Here is a 16,938-nt window from a genome sequence, read left to right as displayed (position 1 = left end):
TTCGTGCTGCGTCGTTGTGGGCACATGATCACGAGACCTGGCACTCTTGACTGCATGCCAGCCCTGCTTCGATCCCGCCTGACCGACTGGACCGTCGCCGTACCCGTGCTCGCGGTACTGATGCTGCTCGTCACCTGGGGACGAGAACTTCCCGGTCCTGTCGTCGTGGTGGTCGCCGCACTGCTGGGTGGGGCGGTGCTCGCCGCCGTGCACCACGCCGAGGTCGTCGCCCACCGGGTGGGGGAGCCCTACGGCTCCCTGGTGCTCGCCGTCGCGGTCACCGTGATCGAGGTCGCCCTCATCGTCACGCTGATGATCAGCGGACCGGAGAAGACCCAGTCACTCGCCCGGGACACCGTCTTCGCCGCCGTCATGATCACTTGTAACGGGATACTCGGTCTGTCCCTGCTGCTCGGGGCGTTGCGCCGGCGGGTCGCGGTGTTCAACCCCGAGGGCACCGGCGGCGCCCTCGCGACAGTGATCACCCTGGCCACGCTGAGTCTGGTCATCCCGACCTTCACCACCGCCCGGCCCGGCCCGGAGTTCAGCCCGGCCCAGCTCACCTTCGCCGCCGTCGCCTCGCTGGCCCTGTACGGACTGTTCGTGCTCGTGCAGACCGGGCGGCACCGTGACTACTTCCTGCCTGTCGACAGTCGGGGCGAGGTCATCGAGACCGAGGAGCACGCCAAGCCGCCCACCACCCGCGCCGCGCTGGCCAGCCTGGGCCTGCTGCTGGTGGCGCTTGTCGCGGTGGTGGGCGACGCCAAGACCATCTCGCCGACCATCGAGGCCGGCGTGGCGGCGGCGAACCTGCCGCACGCGTTCGTCGGTGTGATCATCGCCCTGCTCGTGCTGCTGCCCGAGACCCTCGCCGCCGCGCGCGCCGCCCGCCGCGACCGGGTGCAGATAAGCCTGAACCTCGCGCTCGGCTCGGCGATGGCAAGCATCGGCCTGACCATCCCGGTGATAGCGATCGCCTCGATCTGGTTGGAGGGCCCGCTCCTGCTCGGCCTCGGCGGCACCCAGCTCGCGCTGCTCGCGCTCACCGCGGTGACGGCCGTGCTGACCGTCGTGCCCGGCCGGGCCAACGTGTTGCAGGGCGGCGTGCACCTGGTGCTGCTGGCCGCGTTCGTCTTCCTGGCCGCCAGCCCCTGACCGCCGGCTCAGCGGTCGGCCGGCGGGCCGTCGGCCAGCCGGTCCGCGCGGGCGTTCAGGTAGCGCTGCTGCGCCAGGTTCGTCGACCGCGACGCCGCCATCCGGTACGCCTCGCGCGCCGCGACCCGCTCACCCACCAGCTCCCACAGGTGGGCGCGGGCGGCCGGCAGTCGCGGGTCCTCGGCGAGTCGGGGATCGTCGGCCAGGTCGGCCAGCAACGCCAACCCGGCGGCCGCGCCCCGGCTCATCGCCACCGCCACCGCGTGGTTCAGCGCCACCACCGGGTTGCCGGACATGCCCAGCAGCACCTCGTACAGGGCGGTGATCTGCGGCCAGTCGGTTGCCGCCGCGCTCGGCGCCTCGTCGTGCACGGCCGCGATGGCCGCCTGGAGCTGGTACGGCCCGACGACCCCACGCGGCAGCGCGCCGCTGATCAGCTCGACCCCCTCGGCGATCTGGTCGGCCCGCCACCGGCCACGGTCCTGCTCGGCCATCGGCACCAACTCGCCGTTGGGCCCGATCCGGGCCGGCGCGCGGGCGTCGGTGAGCAGCATCAACGCGAGCAGCCCGGTGACCTCCGGATCGTCGGGCAGCAGCCGGTGCACCAGGCGGGTCAACCGGATCGCCTCCGCGGTCAGGTCGGCACGCAGCAGGCCGGGACCGGCCGTGCGCGCGTACCCCTCGGTGAAGACCAGGTACAACACGTGCAGCACGGCGGCCAGCCGGTCGGCGCGCTCCGCGTCGGTGGGCGGCGCGAACCGTAGCCCGGTGTCGCGGATCCGCTGCTTGCCCCGACTGATCCGCCGGGTCATCGTCGCCTCCGGCACCAGGAACGCCCGCGCCACCTCGGCGGTGCTCAGCCCGCCCACCGCGCGCAGGGTGAGCGCGATCTGCGAGGCCGGCGACAGCGCCGGATGGCAGCACAGGAACAGCAGGATGAGCGTGTCGTCGGCGTCCGGAGGTGGCCCGTCGGCGGCCGGAGCGCGCCGCTGCTCGGGCAGCACCCACCGCGCCACGGCGTCCTCCCGACGCCGGCGGGCCTGCTCACGCCGCAGCAGGTCGGTCAACCGGCGGGACGCCACGGTGATCAACCAGCCCCGGGGACTGTCCGGTACGCCGTCGCGCGGCCAGCCCTCGGCGGCGGCGATCAGCGCCTCCTGCACCGCGTCCTCGGCGGTGTCGAAGTGCCCGTAGCGGCGGACCAGCGCGCCGAGGACCTGCGGCGCCAGCGTGCGCAGCAGGTCCTCGACGGGCGTCGGCGGCACCTGTCAGCCGCCCAGGTCCTCGACACTGTCCAGCACCGGCCGCACGTCCACGTACGCGCCGGGGGAGTCCGGGTCGACCAGCCCGGCGGCGATCTCGGTGGCCCGGTCGAAGCTGGCGCACTCCACGATCGTGTAGCCGGCGAGGACCTCCTGCGTCTCCGGGTACGGGCCGTCGGTGACCACCGGCGCGCCCTCGCGCACCCGTACCCGACGGGCGTGCACCGGCTCGCTGAGCCCCTGGGCGTCGACAAGCTCTCCTGACTCGGCGAGGGCCTGGTGGAACGTCTCCATGTGCTGGTGCATGGCCGCGATCTGCTCGGCCGACATCGCCGGCCGGTCGGTCGCCCGGCCCGAGAGCACGTCGTAGTCCCGCTGCGATCCATAGAGCAGAATCATGTACTTCATGTGGTCATCCTCCTGTCCGCGAGCCGCCGTCCGGCGCCCGCCACACAGGAGACGTCGAAGCCGCAGTCCCCGTCCCGGACACACCTCGCCCACCGATCGTCGCGGGTCGGGATTGCGGGCGGGGGATAGGTTGCCGGCATGGTGACCGTCTGGGTGGTGGTCGGGGTCGTCGTCGCGGCGGCGGGTGTGGCGTTCGGGACCGTCCTGCGGCGCGGGCGCTCAGGGCTCGGCGACGACCGCGCGGCGGGGCGGGACGCCCGCGCGCGGCAGCAGCGGTACGAGGCGGAGCGGCACGGCGAGCAGGGGAGCACGTGGCAGCGCGGCCGGGAGTCCAGCGGCTGACCCGATGTCACTGGCCGTAGGAGCGGCGCAGACGGTGGTTGATCAGGTAGTTGAGGCGGTGGCGTAGTGCGCCGGCGCTGGCTGACGTCGCAGCCGGCTGCCCAACTCGTGCATCGAACCTCCCCGGCGCACGCCCCACCCGACCGGGCCATTGTGCCCCCCGGCGCCAGTCAGCCGGCCGCGCGTGAACCGGGCGGCAGCCGCCGTGCGTAACTCCGGTGACGGGCGTGACGACCGTACCGTCGGGGTACTGCGCAGCACGAGGACAGATGTCTGGGGAGGCACAGTGACCGCACGGTCAGGACGCGACGCCCGGGGTCCGCTGGCGGGCCTGCTGATCGCCGCGCTGGTCTCGCTCGCCTGCGCGGGCGGAGGGCTGGCCGAGCCGGAGGCTGAACGCCCGGGGGCGAACCCGCCTGCCGCCTCACCCGGCGCCACGCGGGCCGACAGCACCACGAGCGTCGCCGAGTTCAAGCAGGACGTCGCCGACGCGCAGGCCATCGCCGAGCGGTACTGGGCGGCCCAGTTCAAGCAGTCCGGGCAGCGCTTCGAACCCATCCGCCGGATCATCCCGTACCAGCGCTCCGGCGAGGTGTCCTGCGGCGGGCAGGCGCTGCCGCGCAACAACGCCGTCTACTGCTCGCGGGGCGACTTCATCGCGTACGACGTGGCCTGGTCGGTGGCGGCGTTCCGGCAGGTGGGTGACGCCTTCGTGTTCTACCTGCTCGGGCACGAGTACGCCCACGGCATCCAGGTGCGCCTCGGCATCAACTACAGCTTCACCATCCAGCAGGAGTTGCAGGCCGACTGCATGGCAGGGGCGTACCTCGGCGACTCGGTACGCTCGGGCGCCCTGACCCTCGCCGAGGGCGACCTGGACGAGTTCCGGGAGGGGTTGGCGGCGGTCGGCGACGACCCGGACCAGCCGTGGTTCGCCGAGGGCGCGCACGGCACCGCCGAGCAGCGCACCGACATGTTCTTCCGTGGCTACGAGCGCTCGCTGGCGGAGTGCGACCTGGGCTGAACGGGCGTTGCCCGGATCACCCCGGCCGCCGTTGCCGACGCCTACCGCCGGTGCTGCTGGAAGGATCGCCGGTGTCGGCCACGACCCTGGAGGATCCGCTGAGCAGCCATCACCCCGCCGCCGTGCTCTTCGACATGGACGGCACGCTCGTCGACAGCGAGAAGCTGTGGGACGTCGCGTTGCAGGAACTCGCCGAGGAGTACGGCGGCGAGCTCTCCGAGGACGCCCGCCGGTCGATCGTCGGCACCGCCATGGCCGATTCGATGCGCATCCTGCACGACGACCTGGGGCAGCCCGAACGAGACCCGGAGATCAGCGCCGCGTGGATCAACAAGCGGATCCTGGAGCTGTTCCGCACCGGGCTGCCCTGGCGTCCCGGCGCGTTCGCGCTGCTGGAGGCGGTCCGCGCGGCGGGGATCCCCACCGCGCTGGTGACCTCCAGCCCCCGGGCGCTTGTCGAGATCGCCCTGGACACCCTCGGCCGGGACAACTTCGACGCGGTGGTCGCCGGCGACGAGGTGGTCGCGGCCAAACCGCACCCGGAGCCGTACCTGACGGCCGCCCGCCTGCTGGGTGTGCCGATCGAGCGGTGCGTGGCGATCGAGGACTCGGCGACAGGCGTGGCCAGCGCGCTCGCCTCCGGTGCGGCGGTGCTGGCCGTACCGGCGGAGGTGGCACTCGCGAGCACCGTCGGCGTACCCCAGGTGGAGAGCCTGACCGGCGTGGACGTGGCGTTTCTCGCGGCCCTGCTGACCGACCGGGCCGTGGCCTGACGCGACAGGGGCCCCCGCGACGCGGGGGCCCCTGTCGACTGCGGTGTCAGTCGTGGGCGATGGCGCCCAGGACGTTGATCCGGGCCGCCCGCACGGCGGGGAGCACCGCGGCCACCACGCCGATGATCGCCGCGAGGCCGAGGAAGACACCCATCTGCCCCCAGGGCAGGACCAGGTCGGTGATGCCCTCGTCCTTGAGCGCCTCGACCACTGCGGCACCGAGACCGGTGCCGACCGCCACGCCGAGCAGCGCGCCGAACACCGAGATCACCACCGCCTCCACGGTGATCATGCCCATGGTCTGGCCACGGCGCAGGCCGATCGCCCGCAGCAGACCCAACTCGCGGGTCCGCTCCAGCACCGACAGCGCCAGGGTGTTGATGATGCCGAGCACGGCGATCACGATGGCCAGCGCGAGCAGGATCTGGATCATCGTGAGCAGCCCGTCGAGCGAACTCGTCTGCTGCTTGATGAACGCGTCCCGGTCAGCCACCGACACCTCGGGGCTGTCCGCGAGCAGCGACTCCACCTGCGGTTGCACGTCGGCCACCCGGGTGCCCGGGGCCAGCTGGATGAAGCCCTGGATGGGCTGCGGGATGGCGAAGTCCTTCGCCGCAGTCGCCGGCAACGTCACCGGGTTGGTCAGCTGCGACGACTCGTAGATGCCGCTGATCGTGTACGTGCGCTCCTCGCCCCGGGTCAGCTGCACCTTCACCGTCGAGCCCACCGACCAGCCACGGGACGTGGCGGTGTCCGAACTGGCAAGCATCTGGGTCGGACCGAGCCGGTCGATGTCACCGGCGGTGGCCTTCGCGCCGAAGATCTGCCGCAGCGACGCCACGTCGCTGGTCGCCGCCACCCAGGTGCTCTCGCCGTCGATCCTCGCCATGTCGCCGTACTCGCCGTCGACCAGCCGCACACCGGGCAGGGCCTTGGCCCGGTCCAGGACACCCGGGTCGAAGCTCGGCGGGCGCGGGCCACCCTGCTGGCCGGCGATCACCAGCTCGGCCTTGATGGTGTCCTGGGCGAGGGCGCTGATGCTGCCCTTGGCCGAGTCGAGGATCACCGTGACGCCGGTGACCAGCGCGATGCCGACCATCAGCGCGGCGGCAGTGATCGCGGTACGGCGCGGGTTGCGCCCGGAGTTGAGCCGGCCCAGCTTGCCCGGCACCGACCAGGAGAAGATCGCGCCGAGCAGGCTCACCACGGGCCGGCTGATCAGCGGGGTCAGCAGCGCCACCCCGATGAAGGCGAACAGCACCCCGCCCAGGATGGTGGACAGCGTCTGACCGCCCGCGTTGCCGCTGAGCCCGAGGAACAGCAGCACCGCGCCGACACCTGTGACAAGCGAACCGGCGACCGTGACCTTCGTCAGCGGGCGGTCCGGGGTCGCCACGTCCTGCATCGCCGCGATCGGCGGGATCCGGGACGCGCGCAGTGCCGGCAGCAGCGCCGCCACCACCGTGATCACCAGACCGACGGCGAACGAGCCGATGACGGCCGCCGCCGGCACCCCGATCCCGGCGAGGGTGAGCCCACCGGCCAGCTTGCCGAACAGGAACGCCAGCAGCGCGCCCACCCCGATGCCGGCGGCCAGGCCGAGCACCGACGCGATCAGGCCGACCGCGATGGCCTCCAGCACCACCGACCCGATGATCTGCCGGCCGCTGGCCCCGATGGCGCGCATCAGCGCCAGTTCCCGGGTGCGCTGCGCCACGATGATCGAGAAGGTGTTGAGGATCAGGAACGTGCCCACCAGCAGCGCCACCGCGGCGAAGCCGAGCAGGATCTTGTTGAAGAAGGACAGGCCTTCCTTCAGGCTGGCCGCGGCGTCCGCGGCCACCTGCTCGCCCGTCTTCACCTCGAAGTCCGCGCCCAGCGTGCGGGACACGTCGTCGCGCAACGCCTCGTCGGAGACACCGCCGGCGGCCCGCACCGTGATGCTGCTGAACGTGTCCGGCTCGCCAAGCATCAGCCGCTGCGCCACCGGCGTGGTGAAGAAGACCTCGTTGACGCCCCCGATCGAGTCCCGGTCACCGCTGTAGCCGGCGATGCCGACAAGTGTGAAGTCCCGCTTCTTCGACTCGAACGCCGTGAGCACGCCGACCTTCTGGCCCACCTGCACCTTCGCCGTGGTGGCCAACGCCTTGTTGATGACGATCTCGTCCTCGGCCTGCGGCGCGCGCCCCTCGCGCAGTTGCAGCAGGTCACTCTCGCCTGTCCAGTTCTCGCCCAACTGCGGCGGGCCGAACGACGTGACGACCTTGCCGTTGCTGCCGATGACCCGCGCGCCGTCCGCGTTCACGACGCCCGTCGCCGACGCCACTCCCGGCACCTGCTTGACCCGGTCCACCACGGCCGCCGGCAACGGGGCGGCGGTCTGCTCGCCCTCCATCTCGTTGACCTGGACCTTCGGCTTCGCCGCGACGTTCACGTCGATCTCGGAGAACCCGTCGGCGAAGACCGAGTCGAAGGAACGGCCGAGCGTGTCGGTGAGCACGAACGCGCCGGAGACGAACATGACCCCGAGCACCACCGCCAGCCCGGACAGGATCAGCCGGACCTTGCGCGCCAGCAGACTCTTCAGTGTCGCGCGGAACATCAGTTGCCCACCTCGGCGGGAGCGTCCAGCTTCTTCATGGTGTCCAGCACCGTCTCGGCGGTCGGCTCGATCAGCTCCGAGACGATCTCCCCGTCGGCGAGGAAGACCACCCGGTCGGCGTACGCGGCGGCGGTCGGGTCGTGGGTGACCATGACGATGGTCTGGCCGTGCTCGCGGACCGAGTCGCGCAGGAAGTTGAGCACCTCGGCGCCCGAGCGCGAGTCCAGGTTGCCGGTCGGCTCGTCCGCGAAGATCACCTCGGGGCGGGAGACCAGCGCCCGCGCACACGCCACCCGCTGCTGCTGCCCACCCGAGAGCTGGGCCGGCCGGTGGTCGAGCCGGTCCCGCAGACCCACCGTGGTGATCACCGTGTCGTACCAGGCCGGGTCCGGCTTACGCCCGGCGATCGACAGCGGCAGGAGGATGTTCTCCTTCGCGGTGAGCGTCGGCAGCAGGTTGAACTGCTGGAAGATGAACCCGACCTTGTCGCGGCGCAGCTTGGTCAACCCGGAGTCGCCAAGCCCGGTGACAGTCGTCTCGCCGATCTGCACAGTGCCCCTGGTGACCGAATCCAGGCCGGCCAGGCAGTGCATCAGCGTCGACTTGCCAGAACCCGACGGGCCCATGATCGCGGTGAAACGGCCACGTTCGAACTCGGCGCTGACCCCCCGCAGCGCGACGACCTGAGCCTCGCCGCTGCCGTACACCTTCCACACGTCGTTCGCCCGAGCCGCGGCCTGCGCCTGCTGGCCTACCGTCGCGGTCACGTCATCTACCTCTTCCGTCTGTCCGAAAATGCACGCCGCCCCCCGATGGTCCGGCGTGACTGTTCAATCATCGGTGCCGCCCACGCCCGTCCCGTCCGTCCCTGGGGGGACGCGGCGCGGATTTCCCGCTGCGGGTGCACCCCCATGCCGGGTCAGGGTTGCCCCTGACCCGACTGCCGAACGGGCTCGCCGCCGACCCTTCCGCCTCACGTCACAGGAGGGTCAACCGCGCCGGACCGTCTCCGGTCACGGTAGGTGACGGCGGCAACGGTGGCCGTCACCCCAGGGAGGGATCTTCGGGTACGCCGGGTGGGGTATCCCGTCCCGTCGCGGCTACGCCCGAGGGCGGACCAGCCCCGACTCGTACGCCAGCACCACGGCCTGCACCCGGTCGCGCAGCCGCAGCTTGGTCAACAGATGCCCCACGTGGGTCTTGATGGTGGTCTCACTCACCGACAACACCGCGGCGATCTCGGCGTTGGACAACCCCCGCGCCACCTGCACCAGCACCTCGCGTTCCCGGTCGGTGAGCGCGTCGAGCGCCGCCGACGGCGTCTGCGCCGGATCGGGCAGCAGCTCGGCGAAGCGGTCCAGCAGACGCCGCAGGATCCGCGGCGTCACCACCGCGTCCCCGCCCGCCACCGTGCGGATCGCCGCGATCAGCTCCTCGGCCGGCACGTCCTTGGCCAGGAACCCGCTGGCCCCGGCCCGCAACGCGCCCACCACGTACTCGTCCAGGTCGAACGTGGTCAGTACCAGCACCCGCACCGGCAGCCGGGCGTCGACGATTGCCCTGGTCGCGGCCACCCCGTCCATCCGGGGCATCCGGATGTCCATCAGCACGACGTCGGGCAGCAGCCGGCGGGACAGCTCGACCGCCTCCACGCCGTCGCCGGCCTCCGCCACCACGTCCAGGTCACCCTCGGCGCCCAGCACCATCCGGAACCCGGTGCGCAGCAACGGCTGGTCGTCGGCGATCAGGATCCGCACCGGCCGCGCCGGAGCCACCCGCTCGGTCATCCCGTCTCGCCGAGGTCACGGGTGAGCTGGCCCAGTGTGTCGAAGCGCGTGGGCCGGGTTCCCACCAGCGCGGTCAGGTGCCGCTCGAATACCGCAAGCTCGGCGGTGCCGATTTGCTGCTCCCACTGATCGCGTAGCTCGTCGAAGATCGCTTCTCCTTGCCGCAGCACCGTGAAGCCCAGTGCGGTGACCTGAAGCCGCTTGCGGCGGGCGTCGAGAGGGTCCTTGTCGCGGGTCACATATCCGCGTTCCTGCAGCACCGCGATGGTCTTTGCGGCGGACTGCTTGGAGATCGACAAGTGGCGGCCCAGTTCCGAGGCGCTGTCGGCACCGGCGGTGATGGCCCGCATGGCGAACTCGTGAACGGGGCGGACGTCCTCGTAGCCGCGTCGGGCCAACTCGACGATGACGGCGTCCGTGAGCGTGCGGAAGCCCCCGAGAAGCAGTCGCGCGAGTTCCGCACCAGAGCCAGGCATGCAAGAAGGCTACGACAGTGGCAGAAAGACAGCTTGGCTGTCTACTATTGGTCACCTAGGCTGTCTAATTGAGGAGTGGCATGACCGTCACACCAGCTGGCCCCACGGTGCCGGGGATCACCCACCACACCGTCGAGGTCAACGGAACCACCCTGCACTACGTGGCCGCGGGAACCAGCGGATCCCCGATCCTGCTGGTCCACGGCTTCCCCGAGACCTGGTGGACCTTCCGGAAGCTCATCCCGCTGCTCGCGGTCAACCACCGCGTCTTCGCCGTGGATCTGCGTGGCTTCGGTGACTCGGACAACCGACCGGGCGAGTACGACAGCACGACCTCGGCAGAGGACCTGCACCAGCTGATCGCGCACCTCCACGTCGGCCCCGTCCACCTCACCGGGCAGGACATCAGCGGGGCGACGGTCTTCCGCCTGGCGACCACTTACCCGGAGGACGTGCTCAGCTTCACCGCCATCGAGATGGGCCTGCCCGGATTCGGCCTCGAGATGCTGGCCGACATCACCCACGGCGGCGCCTGGCACATCGGCGTCCTCGCCGCGCCCGGCATCCCCGAGCTGCTGCTCGCCGGCCGTGAACGTGAGTTCCTCGGCCAGTACGCCTTCCCGGCGATGACCGCGATCCCCGGAGCGATCACCGACGTCGACATCGACGAGTTCGCGCGCACCTACGCACGCCCGGAGGGCTGGCGCGGTGCGATAGGCCTCTACCAGTCGATGCTGCGGGAGGGCCCTGAGATCACGACCCTCGCACAGACCCGCGGTCTGAACGTGCCCGTGTTGGCGATCGGCGCGGGCGGCGGTGCCTTCACCGCCGCCACCATGTCTCAGGCGACGTCGACCGACGTCAGGTCGGTGACACTGGACGGCGTGGGCCACTACGCCGCAATGGAGGCCCCGGAGGAACTGGCCAAGGCCCTTCTCACCTTCACCGCGAGCGTGGACGCCGGATAACCGGCCCGCGCCCTCGAACCTCAGTCGTCGGCGCCCGGTGCCACCGGACGGGACCGGGCGTCGCGCAGGGGATCGGCACCGGGCCCCGCGACCGGGAACGGCGGCGGAGTGCCCCCGAAGCTGGGGCACAGAGCCTGGTGGCTGCACCAGTCGCAGAGCCGGCTCGGCCGGGGCCGGAAATCCTGCCGAACTGTGGCCTGCTCGATCGCCCGCCACAGCGCCACGACGGTGCGTTCGAAGCGGACCAGCTCGTCGGCGTCCGGCGCGTAGTCGAGCACCTCGGCGTCGCGCAGGTAGAGCAGCCGCAGCACCCGGGGTACCACGCCCCGGGTGCGCCACAGCACCAGCGCGTAGAACTTCAACTGGAACAGCGCCCGCGCCTCGAACGCCTCCCGCGGAGCGCCACCGGTCTTGTAGTCGACAACCCGCAGCGCGCCGTCCGGCGCCACGTCGAGCCGGTCGAGGTAACCCCGGATCAGCAGCTCCTCGTCGACCACCGCCGAGATCAGGCTCTCCCGTTCGGCCGGCTCCAGACGGGTCGGGTCCTCCACCGCGAAGTAACCCTCCAGCAGCCCGGCCGCCGAGCGCAGGAACTCCACCGGGCCAGCGGGCTCCGCGCCGTCGAAGATCGCCGCCAGCTCCGGCTGCTCGGTGACCAGCCGGTCCCACTGGGGGGCCACCAGATCACCGGCCGCCGCCGGCGTACGACCGGCGGCCGGCAGGTCGAACAGGCGCTCCAGGACGGCGTGCACAAGCGTGCCCCGGGCCTGCTCCATGGTGGTGCGCTCGGGCAGCCGGTCGATGCTGCGGAACCGGTAGAGCAGGGGACAGGTCTTGAAATCCGCCGCCCGCGACGGGGACAGCGACGCCCGCACCGTCGGCGGCGTCTGCGCCGGCAGGGGGGACTGGGTGGTGGTGACCGGTTCCGCCGTCATGTGGGCAAAGGTTAGGGCACCGGTGTGACACCCACCGCCGCCCGCCCCTGGCGCGGCCGGTCCGTAGCATCGTGGCGATGGAGCAGACATCCCGGCCGCCGCGCCGACCCGACCGGCGCCCCGGCCTCAACGTGGGCCGGGTGTTCGGAGTGCCGCTGCACCTCAACGGCTCGATGGTCCTGCTCGCGGCGCTGATCGCCGTGCTGTACGCCGAGTTCGCCCGCCGCCAGCTCGACCTGTCCCAGCTCGCCGGCTATCTGATCGGCTTCGGTTTCGTGGTGTCGCTGCTCGGCTCGGTGCTGCTGCACGAGCTGGGTCACGCGCTCACCGCCCGGCGCTACGGCATCGGTGTGCGCGGTATCACGCTGGAACTGCTCGGCGGCTACACCGAGATGGACCGCGACGCCCCGTCGCCCCGGGTCGACCTGCTGGTCTCGTTGGCCGGGCCGGCGGTCTCCGCGGTGCTCGGCGTCATCGCGGTCGCCGCCACCATCGCGCTGCCCGAGCGGACCGTGGCCCACCAGCTCGCCCTCCAGCTCGCCGTGAGCAACGTCATCGTGGCGGTGTTCAACATCCTGCCCGGGCTGCCGCTGGACGGCGGCCGGGCACTGCGCGCCCTGGTCTGGGGGCTGACCCGCGACCGGCACCGGGGCACCGAGGTGGCGGGCTGGGCGGGCCGGGCGGTCGCCGTCGGCACCGCCGCCATGGTCCTGCTGCTCACCCTCGCCGACTACCTCGCCCCGCTGGCGCTGCCGCTGATGCTGCTTGTCGCCCTCACCCTGTGGCGGGGCGCCGGGCAGGCCATCCGCGCCGCCCGGGTCAGCCGCCGATTCCCGCTGATCGACCTGTCCCGGCTGGCCCGACCGGTCTGGCCGGTGCCCACCGGCACCCCGCTGGCCGAGGCGCAACGGCGCCGCGCCGAGGCCGGGCAGCCCGCTGCCGCGCTGCTGGTCACCGACTCCACAGGCCAGCCGGTGGCGCTCGTCGACCCGGCCGCGGCCGAGGCGGTGCCCGTCGAGCGTCGCCCCTGGCTGGCGGTCGACGCCGTGGCCCGCTCGCTTGGCGTCCTGCCCACGTTGCCGGCCGGGCTCGACGGGGAGCGGGTGATGGACGCCGTACAGACCCACCCGGGCGCGCAGTACGTGGTGACGTCAGGCGAAGATGTCGTCGGCATTCTGCACATCGGGGACCTGGCACAGCTCCTCGAACCCAACCGGAAGATGACATCGTGACCGCAACGTCCCCCACCGTCCCGGCCGACGCCGCCAGCCCGGCCCTGACACCTGTGCACCGTGGGCCCTTCCGGCCCGGCGACCGGGTGCAGCTGACCGACCCGAAGGGGCGGATGCACACGGTGACGCTGGAGCCCGGCAAGGAGTTCCACACCCACCGGGGCATCCTGGCGCACGACGCCCTGATCGGGCTGCCCGACGGCAGCGTGGTGACCACCTCCGGCGGCGGTACGGCGTTCCTGGCGTTGCGGCCGCTGCTGTCGGACTACGTGCTCTCCATGCCGCGCGGCGCGCAGGTGATCTACCCGAAGGACTCGGCGCAGATCGTCGCGATGGGCGACATCTTCCCCGGCGCGAAGGTCCTCGAGGCCGGCGCCGGCTCCGGCGCGCTCAGCTGCTCGCTGCTGCGGGCCGTCGGCACCGAGGGGGAGCTGCACTCGTTCGAGCTGCGCGACGACTTCGCGCAGATCGCCAAGCGCAACGTGGAGGCGTTCTTCAACGGGCCGCACCCGTCGTGGCACCTGCACGTCGGTGACGTCGCGCAGTGCCAGGAGACCGGCTTCGACCGGATCATCCTGGACATGCTGACCCCCTGGGAGACCCTCGACATGGTCGAGCGGGCGCTGGTGCCCGGCGGGGTGTTCATCGGCTACGTGGCCACCACGCCGCAGCTCTCCGAGCTGGTCGAGGCGCTGCGGGAGCGCGGCGGCTGGACCGAGCCGCGCGCGTGGGAGTCGCTGGTGCGCGACTGGCACGCCGAGGGCCTCGCCGTCCGCCCGGACCACCGGATGATCGCGCACACCGCGTTCCTGGTCTCCGCGCGCAAGCTCGCCCCCGGCGTCACCGCGCCGCCCCGGCGGCGCAAGCCCAGCAAGGGCACCGAGGCGTACGCGCAGCGCCGGCAGGACCTGCGCGAGGCGGAGGCGGCCCGGCAGGCGGCCGCGCAGGCCGCAGGCGCGCAGCCCGACGCGACGGGGGAGATGGACAGGCCGTGACCATCGAGCTGGGCGCCGGCCTCGCCGCGCGGATCGAGCTGGGCGCCGCCCTTGCCGGGCGGGGGGAGGCGGCGGCATGAGCCGACCGGGCTACGGCGGCGGTGAGCTGCCGGCGGTCTTTCCCGACTGGTCGCCCTACCAGGACCTGGAGTCGGCGGCGCGGGCCTACCTGCGCGACCCGGACGTCGCCCTGGAGGCGCTCGGTGGGGTGCTGCGGGGCGCGTCCGTGCTGGGCTTCACCCTGGAGCGCTTCGTCAACGAGGTCAACGGCGTGTGGCAGGAGGTCGTGGTCTGCGACGGCAGCCGGCTGATCCTCTGGCACGGCGAGGACGTGCCGCCGGGCGAGGGGCCACCGGGGTCGATGACCTCGTCGCTGCGGGTGGTGCCGGCCTCCACCGTCACCGAGGTCGGCTGCCGGCGTCGGCTCAACCGCTCCGACAGCGGCGAGATCCGGGTCGACAGCATCGACGTGTACCTGCTGCTCACCTCGCTCGACGAGGCGCCCCCGAGTGAGGAGATGGCAGGCACGCCGCGGCACGACGCGCTGCGTTTCGGCAAGACCCTCGACGACGGTGGCGCCGGGCAGATCGCCCGGCTGGAGGAGTTCGCCAGGCTTGTCGCCTCGGTGGTCGGCCGCCCGATGCTCTGAGGCGTACCCCCTGGAACCCGGCCGGGCCGTGCGGCCCGGCCGGTGGGGCTCAGTCCTCCTCGGCGTCCGGGCCGGCGACCTCGACGCCGTCGCCGCGCACCACGTGGATGCAGTCGCCCGGGCACTCCTTCGCGGAGTCGATCACTTCGAGTCGCAGGTGCTCGGGCACGTCGACGCGGCTGCCCGGCGCCATCCGCAGCTCACCGTCGACACCCTTGACGTACGCCAGGCCGTCGATGTCGAACTCGAACACCTCCGGCGCGTACTGCACACAGAGCCCGTCTCCCGTGCAGAGATCCTGGTCCACCCAGACCTGCAACTGGTCGGTCGCGACCTCGGCCACCGGTGCACCCCCCATGTTCTCCCGTACCAGCCTCCGACGGTACCCGAACGCCAGTACCCGCCCGTCGGGCCACCCTTGGCGATCAAGGTTCGGTGACGAGGGTGTTGCGTGGGACCGAATCGGCCTCATAGCGGCTAGTGTTAGGGCAGAACGTTCAAGCCCCCCGGGGAGGTGGGACGTGGCAGCACGCAGCGACGACGCGGACTCGCGCGCCGCACGGTGGGAGAAGGAAGCCCACGATCTCTCCACGCAGGTCGCGTTTCTTCAAGAGGAACTCGCCCTGGTGCGGCGTAAGTTGACCGAAAGCCCCCGACACGTCCGGCAGCTCGAAGAGCGGCTGGCGGCCACCCAGGCACAGTTGGCGCGGCTGACCGAAAACAACGACCGGCTGGTGAGCACCCTCAAGGAGGCTCGCACGCAGATCGTGACGCTCAAGGAGGAGATCGACCGCCTCGCACAACCGCCGAGTGGCTACGGCGTCTTCCTGGCAAAGCACGACGACGGCAGCGTGGACGTCTTCACCGGCGGCCGCAAGCTGCGGGTCGCCGTCTCGCCCTCGCTGGACGTGGCCGAACTGCGCCGCGGCCAGGAGGTCCTGCTCAACGACGCGCTCAACATCGTCGACGCGTTCGGCTACGAGCGGGTCGGCGAGGTGGTGATGCTCAAGGAGATCCTGGAGGGGCCGGGTGGCGGTCCGGGTGACCGGGCGCTCGTGGTCTCCCACTCGGACGAGGAGCGCATCGTGCACCTCGCCGAGACGCTCATCGGCTCGACGATCCGCGCCGGCGACTCGCTCATGATCGAGCCCCGTTCGGCGTACGCGTACGAGCGGATCCCGAAGAGCGAGGTCGAGGAGCTGGTTCTGGAGGAGGTGCCCGACGTCGACTACGGCGACATCGGTGGCCTCCAGTCGCAGATCGAGCAGATCCGCGACGCGGTGGAGCTACCGTTCCTGCACGCGGACCTGTTCCGTGAGCACCAGCTCCGTCCGCCCAAGGGCATCCTGCTCTACGGCCCGCCCGGCTGCGGTAAGACGCTGATCGCCAAGGCGGTGGCCAACTCGCTGGCCAAGAAGATCGCCGAGCGACAGGGCAAGGAGAAGCACACCAGCTTCTTCCTCAACATCAAGGGCCCCGAGCTGCTCAACAAGTACGTGGGTGAGACCGAGCGGCACATCCGGTTGATCTTCCAGCGGGCTCGGGAGAAGGCCGGCGAGGGCACCCCGGTGATCGTGTTCTTCGACGAGATGGACTCGATCTTCCGGACCCGTGGCTCAGGTGTCTCCTCCGACGTGGAGAACACGATCGTCCCGCAGCTGCTCAGTGAGATCGACGGCGTGGAGGGGCTGGAGAACGTCATCGTCATCGGCGCCTCCAACCGGGAAGACATGATCGACCCGGCGATCCTGCGACCCGGCCGACTCGATGTGAAGATCAAGATCGAGCGACCGGACGCCGAGGCGGCCAAGGACATCTTCTCCAAGTACATCCTCTCCGGGCTGCCGCTACACCCGGACGACCTGGCCGAACACGGAACCGACCCCCAGGCCACCGTCGCCGCCATGATCGACGCCGTGGTGCTGCGGATGTACTCGGAGACCGAGGAGAACCGGTTCCTCGAGGTCACCTACGCCAACGGGGACAAGGAAGTCCTCTACTTCAAGGACTTCAACTCCGGCGCGATGATCCAGAACATCGTCGACCGGAGCAAGAAGATGGCCATCAAGGAGTTCCTCACCTCGGGCCGCAAGGGACTGCGCCTGCAGCACCTGCTCGACGCCTGCGTCGACGAGTTCCGCGAGAACGAGGATCTGCCCAACACCACGAACCCCGACGACTGGGCCCGGATCTCCGGCAAGAAGGGCGAACGGATCGTCTACATCCGTACGCTCGTCTCCGGCGGCAAGGGCACCGAGGCCGGCCGGTCCATCGAGACCGCCAGCAACACCGGCCAGTACCTCTGACACCAGCATCCGGGGGTGTCCACC

At 71.4% G+C, this 16,938-nt stretch carries 17 protein-coding genes; 9 read left to right on the top strand and 8 right to left on the bottom strand.

Annotated elements, in window-relative coordinates; translation table 11 throughout:
* The first annotated feature begins 54 nt into the window (after positions 1-54).
* Entirely contained in the window at positions 55-1,155 is a 1,101-nt protein-coding gene (locus ACFY1S_RS24545) for an ionic transporter y4hA (protein ID WP_364365405.1), read from the top strand.
* An 8-nt stretch (positions 1,156-1,163) separates the two neighbouring features.
* Here the strand turns inward: ACFY1S_RS24545 and ACFY1S_RS24540 are convergent, their stop codons facing one another.
* Both ACFY1S_RS24540 and ACFY1S_RS24535 read right to left on the bottom strand, forming a co-directional pair.
* Positions 1,164-2,420 carry an RNA polymerase sigma factor gene (locus ACFY1S_RS24540; protein ID WP_387122306.1) on the bottom strand — a complete coding sequence of 419 codons (1,257 nt, stop codon included), beginning with the start codon at positions 2,418-2,420 and terminating at the stop codon, positions 1,164-1,166.
* 3 nt (positions 2,421-2,423) lie between these two features.
* Entirely contained in the window at positions 2,424-2,825 is a 402-nt protein-coding gene (locus tag ACFY1S_RS24535) for a YciI family protein (protein WP_387122303.1), read from the bottom strand.
* 138 nt (positions 2,826-2,963) lie between these two features.
* On the opposite strand from ACFY1S_RS24535, the gene ACFY1S_RS24530 reads away from it, so the two are divergent.
* From ACFY1S_RS24530 to ACFY1S_RS24520, 3 genes are all read left to right on the top strand, one after another.
* Complete coding sequence (locus ACFY1S_RS24530; protein WP_387122300.1) at positions 2,964-3,167, top strand: hypothetical protein; 204 nt, start codon at positions 2,964-2,966, stop codon at positions 3,165-3,167.
* 286 nt (positions 3,168-3,453) lie between these two features.
* Positions 3,454-4,191, top strand: coding sequence for a neutral zinc metallopeptidase (locus ACFY1S_RS24525; protein ID WP_387122297.1), 738 nt, complete (start codon positions 3,454-3,456; stop codon positions 4,189-4,191).
* Between the two features lie 122 nt (positions 4,192-4,313).
* Complete coding sequence (locus tag ACFY1S_RS24520) at positions 4,314-4,964, top strand: HAD family hydrolase (protein WP_387122631.1); 651 nt, start codon at positions 4,314-4,316, stop codon at positions 4,962-4,964.
* 46 nt (positions 4,965-5,010) lie between these two features.
* Here the strand turns inward: ACFY1S_RS24520 and ACFY1S_RS24515 are convergent, their stop codons facing one another.
* The 4 genes from ACFY1S_RS24515 to ACFY1S_RS24500 form a co-directional block, all read right to left on the bottom strand.
* Positions 5,011-7,566, bottom strand: a complete 2,556-nt coding sequence (locus tag ACFY1S_RS24515; protein WP_387122294.1) for an ABC transporter permease — start codon at positions 7,564-7,566, stop codon at positions 5,011-5,013.
* The gene (locus ACFY1S_RS24510; RefSeq protein ID WP_364365389.1) at positions 7,566-8,333 is read right to left on the bottom strand and encodes an ABC transporter ATP-binding protein; all 768 of its coding nucleotides are present in this window, start codon (positions 8,331-8,333) and stop codon (positions 7,566-7,568) included. Before ACFY1S_RS24510 ends, ACFY1S_RS24515 begins: the two co-directional genes overlap by 1 nt.
* A gap of 333 nt (positions 8,334-8,666) precedes the next feature.
* Positions 8,667-9,353, bottom strand: a complete 687-nt coding sequence (locus ACFY1S_RS24505) for a response regulator (RefSeq protein WP_387122290.1) — start codon at positions 9,351-9,353, stop codon at positions 8,667-8,669.
* Positions 9,350-9,829, bottom strand: a complete 480-nt coding sequence (locus tag ACFY1S_RS24500) for a MarR family winged helix-turn-helix transcriptional regulator (protein ID WP_387122287.1) — start codon at positions 9,827-9,829, stop codon at positions 9,350-9,352. The genes ACFY1S_RS24505 and ACFY1S_RS24500 overlap by 4 nt, the downstream gene beginning before the upstream one ends.
* 80 nt (positions 9,830-9,909) lie before the next feature.
* Here ACFY1S_RS24500 and ACFY1S_RS24495 point away from each other — a divergent pair, with 80 nt between their 5' ends.
* Positions 9,910-10,797 carry an alpha/beta fold hydrolase gene (locus ACFY1S_RS24495; protein WP_387122284.1) on the top strand — a complete coding sequence of 296 codons (888 nt, stop codon included), beginning with the start codon at positions 9,910-9,912 and terminating at the stop codon, positions 10,795-10,797.
* A gap of 20 nt (positions 10,798-10,817) precedes the next feature.
* On the opposite strand, the gene ACFY1S_RS24490 is transcribed toward ACFY1S_RS24495, so the two are convergent.
* Complete coding sequence (locus ACFY1S_RS24490) at positions 10,818-11,732, bottom strand: RecB family exonuclease (protein ID WP_387122281.1); 915 nt, start codon at positions 11,730-11,732, stop codon at positions 10,818-10,820.
* 140 nt (positions 11,733-11,872) lie between these two features.
* On the opposite strand from ACFY1S_RS24490, the gene ACFY1S_RS24485 reads away from it, so the two are divergent.
* The 3 genes from ACFY1S_RS24485 to ACFY1S_RS24475 all read left to right on the top strand — a co-directional run bounded on the left by ACFY1S_RS24485 (position 11,873) and on the right by ACFY1S_RS24475 (position 14,608).
* Entirely contained in the window at positions 11,873-12,964 is a 1,092-nt protein-coding gene (locus ACFY1S_RS24485) for a site-2 protease family protein (RefSeq protein WP_387122628.1), read from the top strand.
* Positions 12,961-13,959 (top strand): tRNA (adenine-N1)-methyltransferase, encoded by a 999-nt coding sequence (locus ACFY1S_RS24480; RefSeq protein ID WP_387122278.1) that lies wholly within the window; start codon positions 12,961-12,963, stop codon positions 13,957-13,959. Before ACFY1S_RS24485 ends, ACFY1S_RS24480 begins: the two co-directional genes overlap by 4 nt.
* Positions 13,960-14,035: 76 nt before the next feature.
* The gene (locus tag ACFY1S_RS24475) at positions 14,036-14,608 is read left to right on the top strand and encodes a hypothetical protein (RefSeq protein ID WP_387122274.1); all 573 of its coding nucleotides are present in this window, start codon (positions 14,036-14,038) and stop codon (positions 14,606-14,608) included.
* A gap of 49 nt (positions 14,609-14,657) precedes the next feature.
* On the opposite strand, the gene ACFY1S_RS24470 is transcribed toward ACFY1S_RS24475, so the two are convergent.
* Positions 14,658-14,951: a ferredoxin gene (locus ACFY1S_RS24470; protein WP_139584278.1), complete on the bottom strand. Its 294-nt coding sequence runs from the start codon at positions 14,949-14,951 to the stop codon at positions 14,658-14,660.
* 178 nt (positions 14,952-15,129) lie between these two features.
* Between ACFY1S_RS24470 and arc the strand changes: the two genes are divergently transcribed.
* On the top strand, positions 15,130-16,914 hold the full coding sequence (gene arc / locus ACFY1S_RS24465) for a proteasome ATPase (RefSeq protein WP_354828865.1): 1,785 nt from the start codon (positions 15,130-15,132) through the stop codon (positions 16,912-16,914).
* Positions 16,915-16,938 lie beyond the last annotated feature (24 nt).

This window comes from Micromonospora sp. NPDC000663, from assembly GCF_042898105.1.
Taxonomy (GTDB): Bacteria; Actinomycetota; Actinomycetes; order Mycobacteriales; family Micromonosporaceae; genus Micromonospora.
This window is presented reverse-complemented; position numbering and strand designations above follow the sequence as displayed.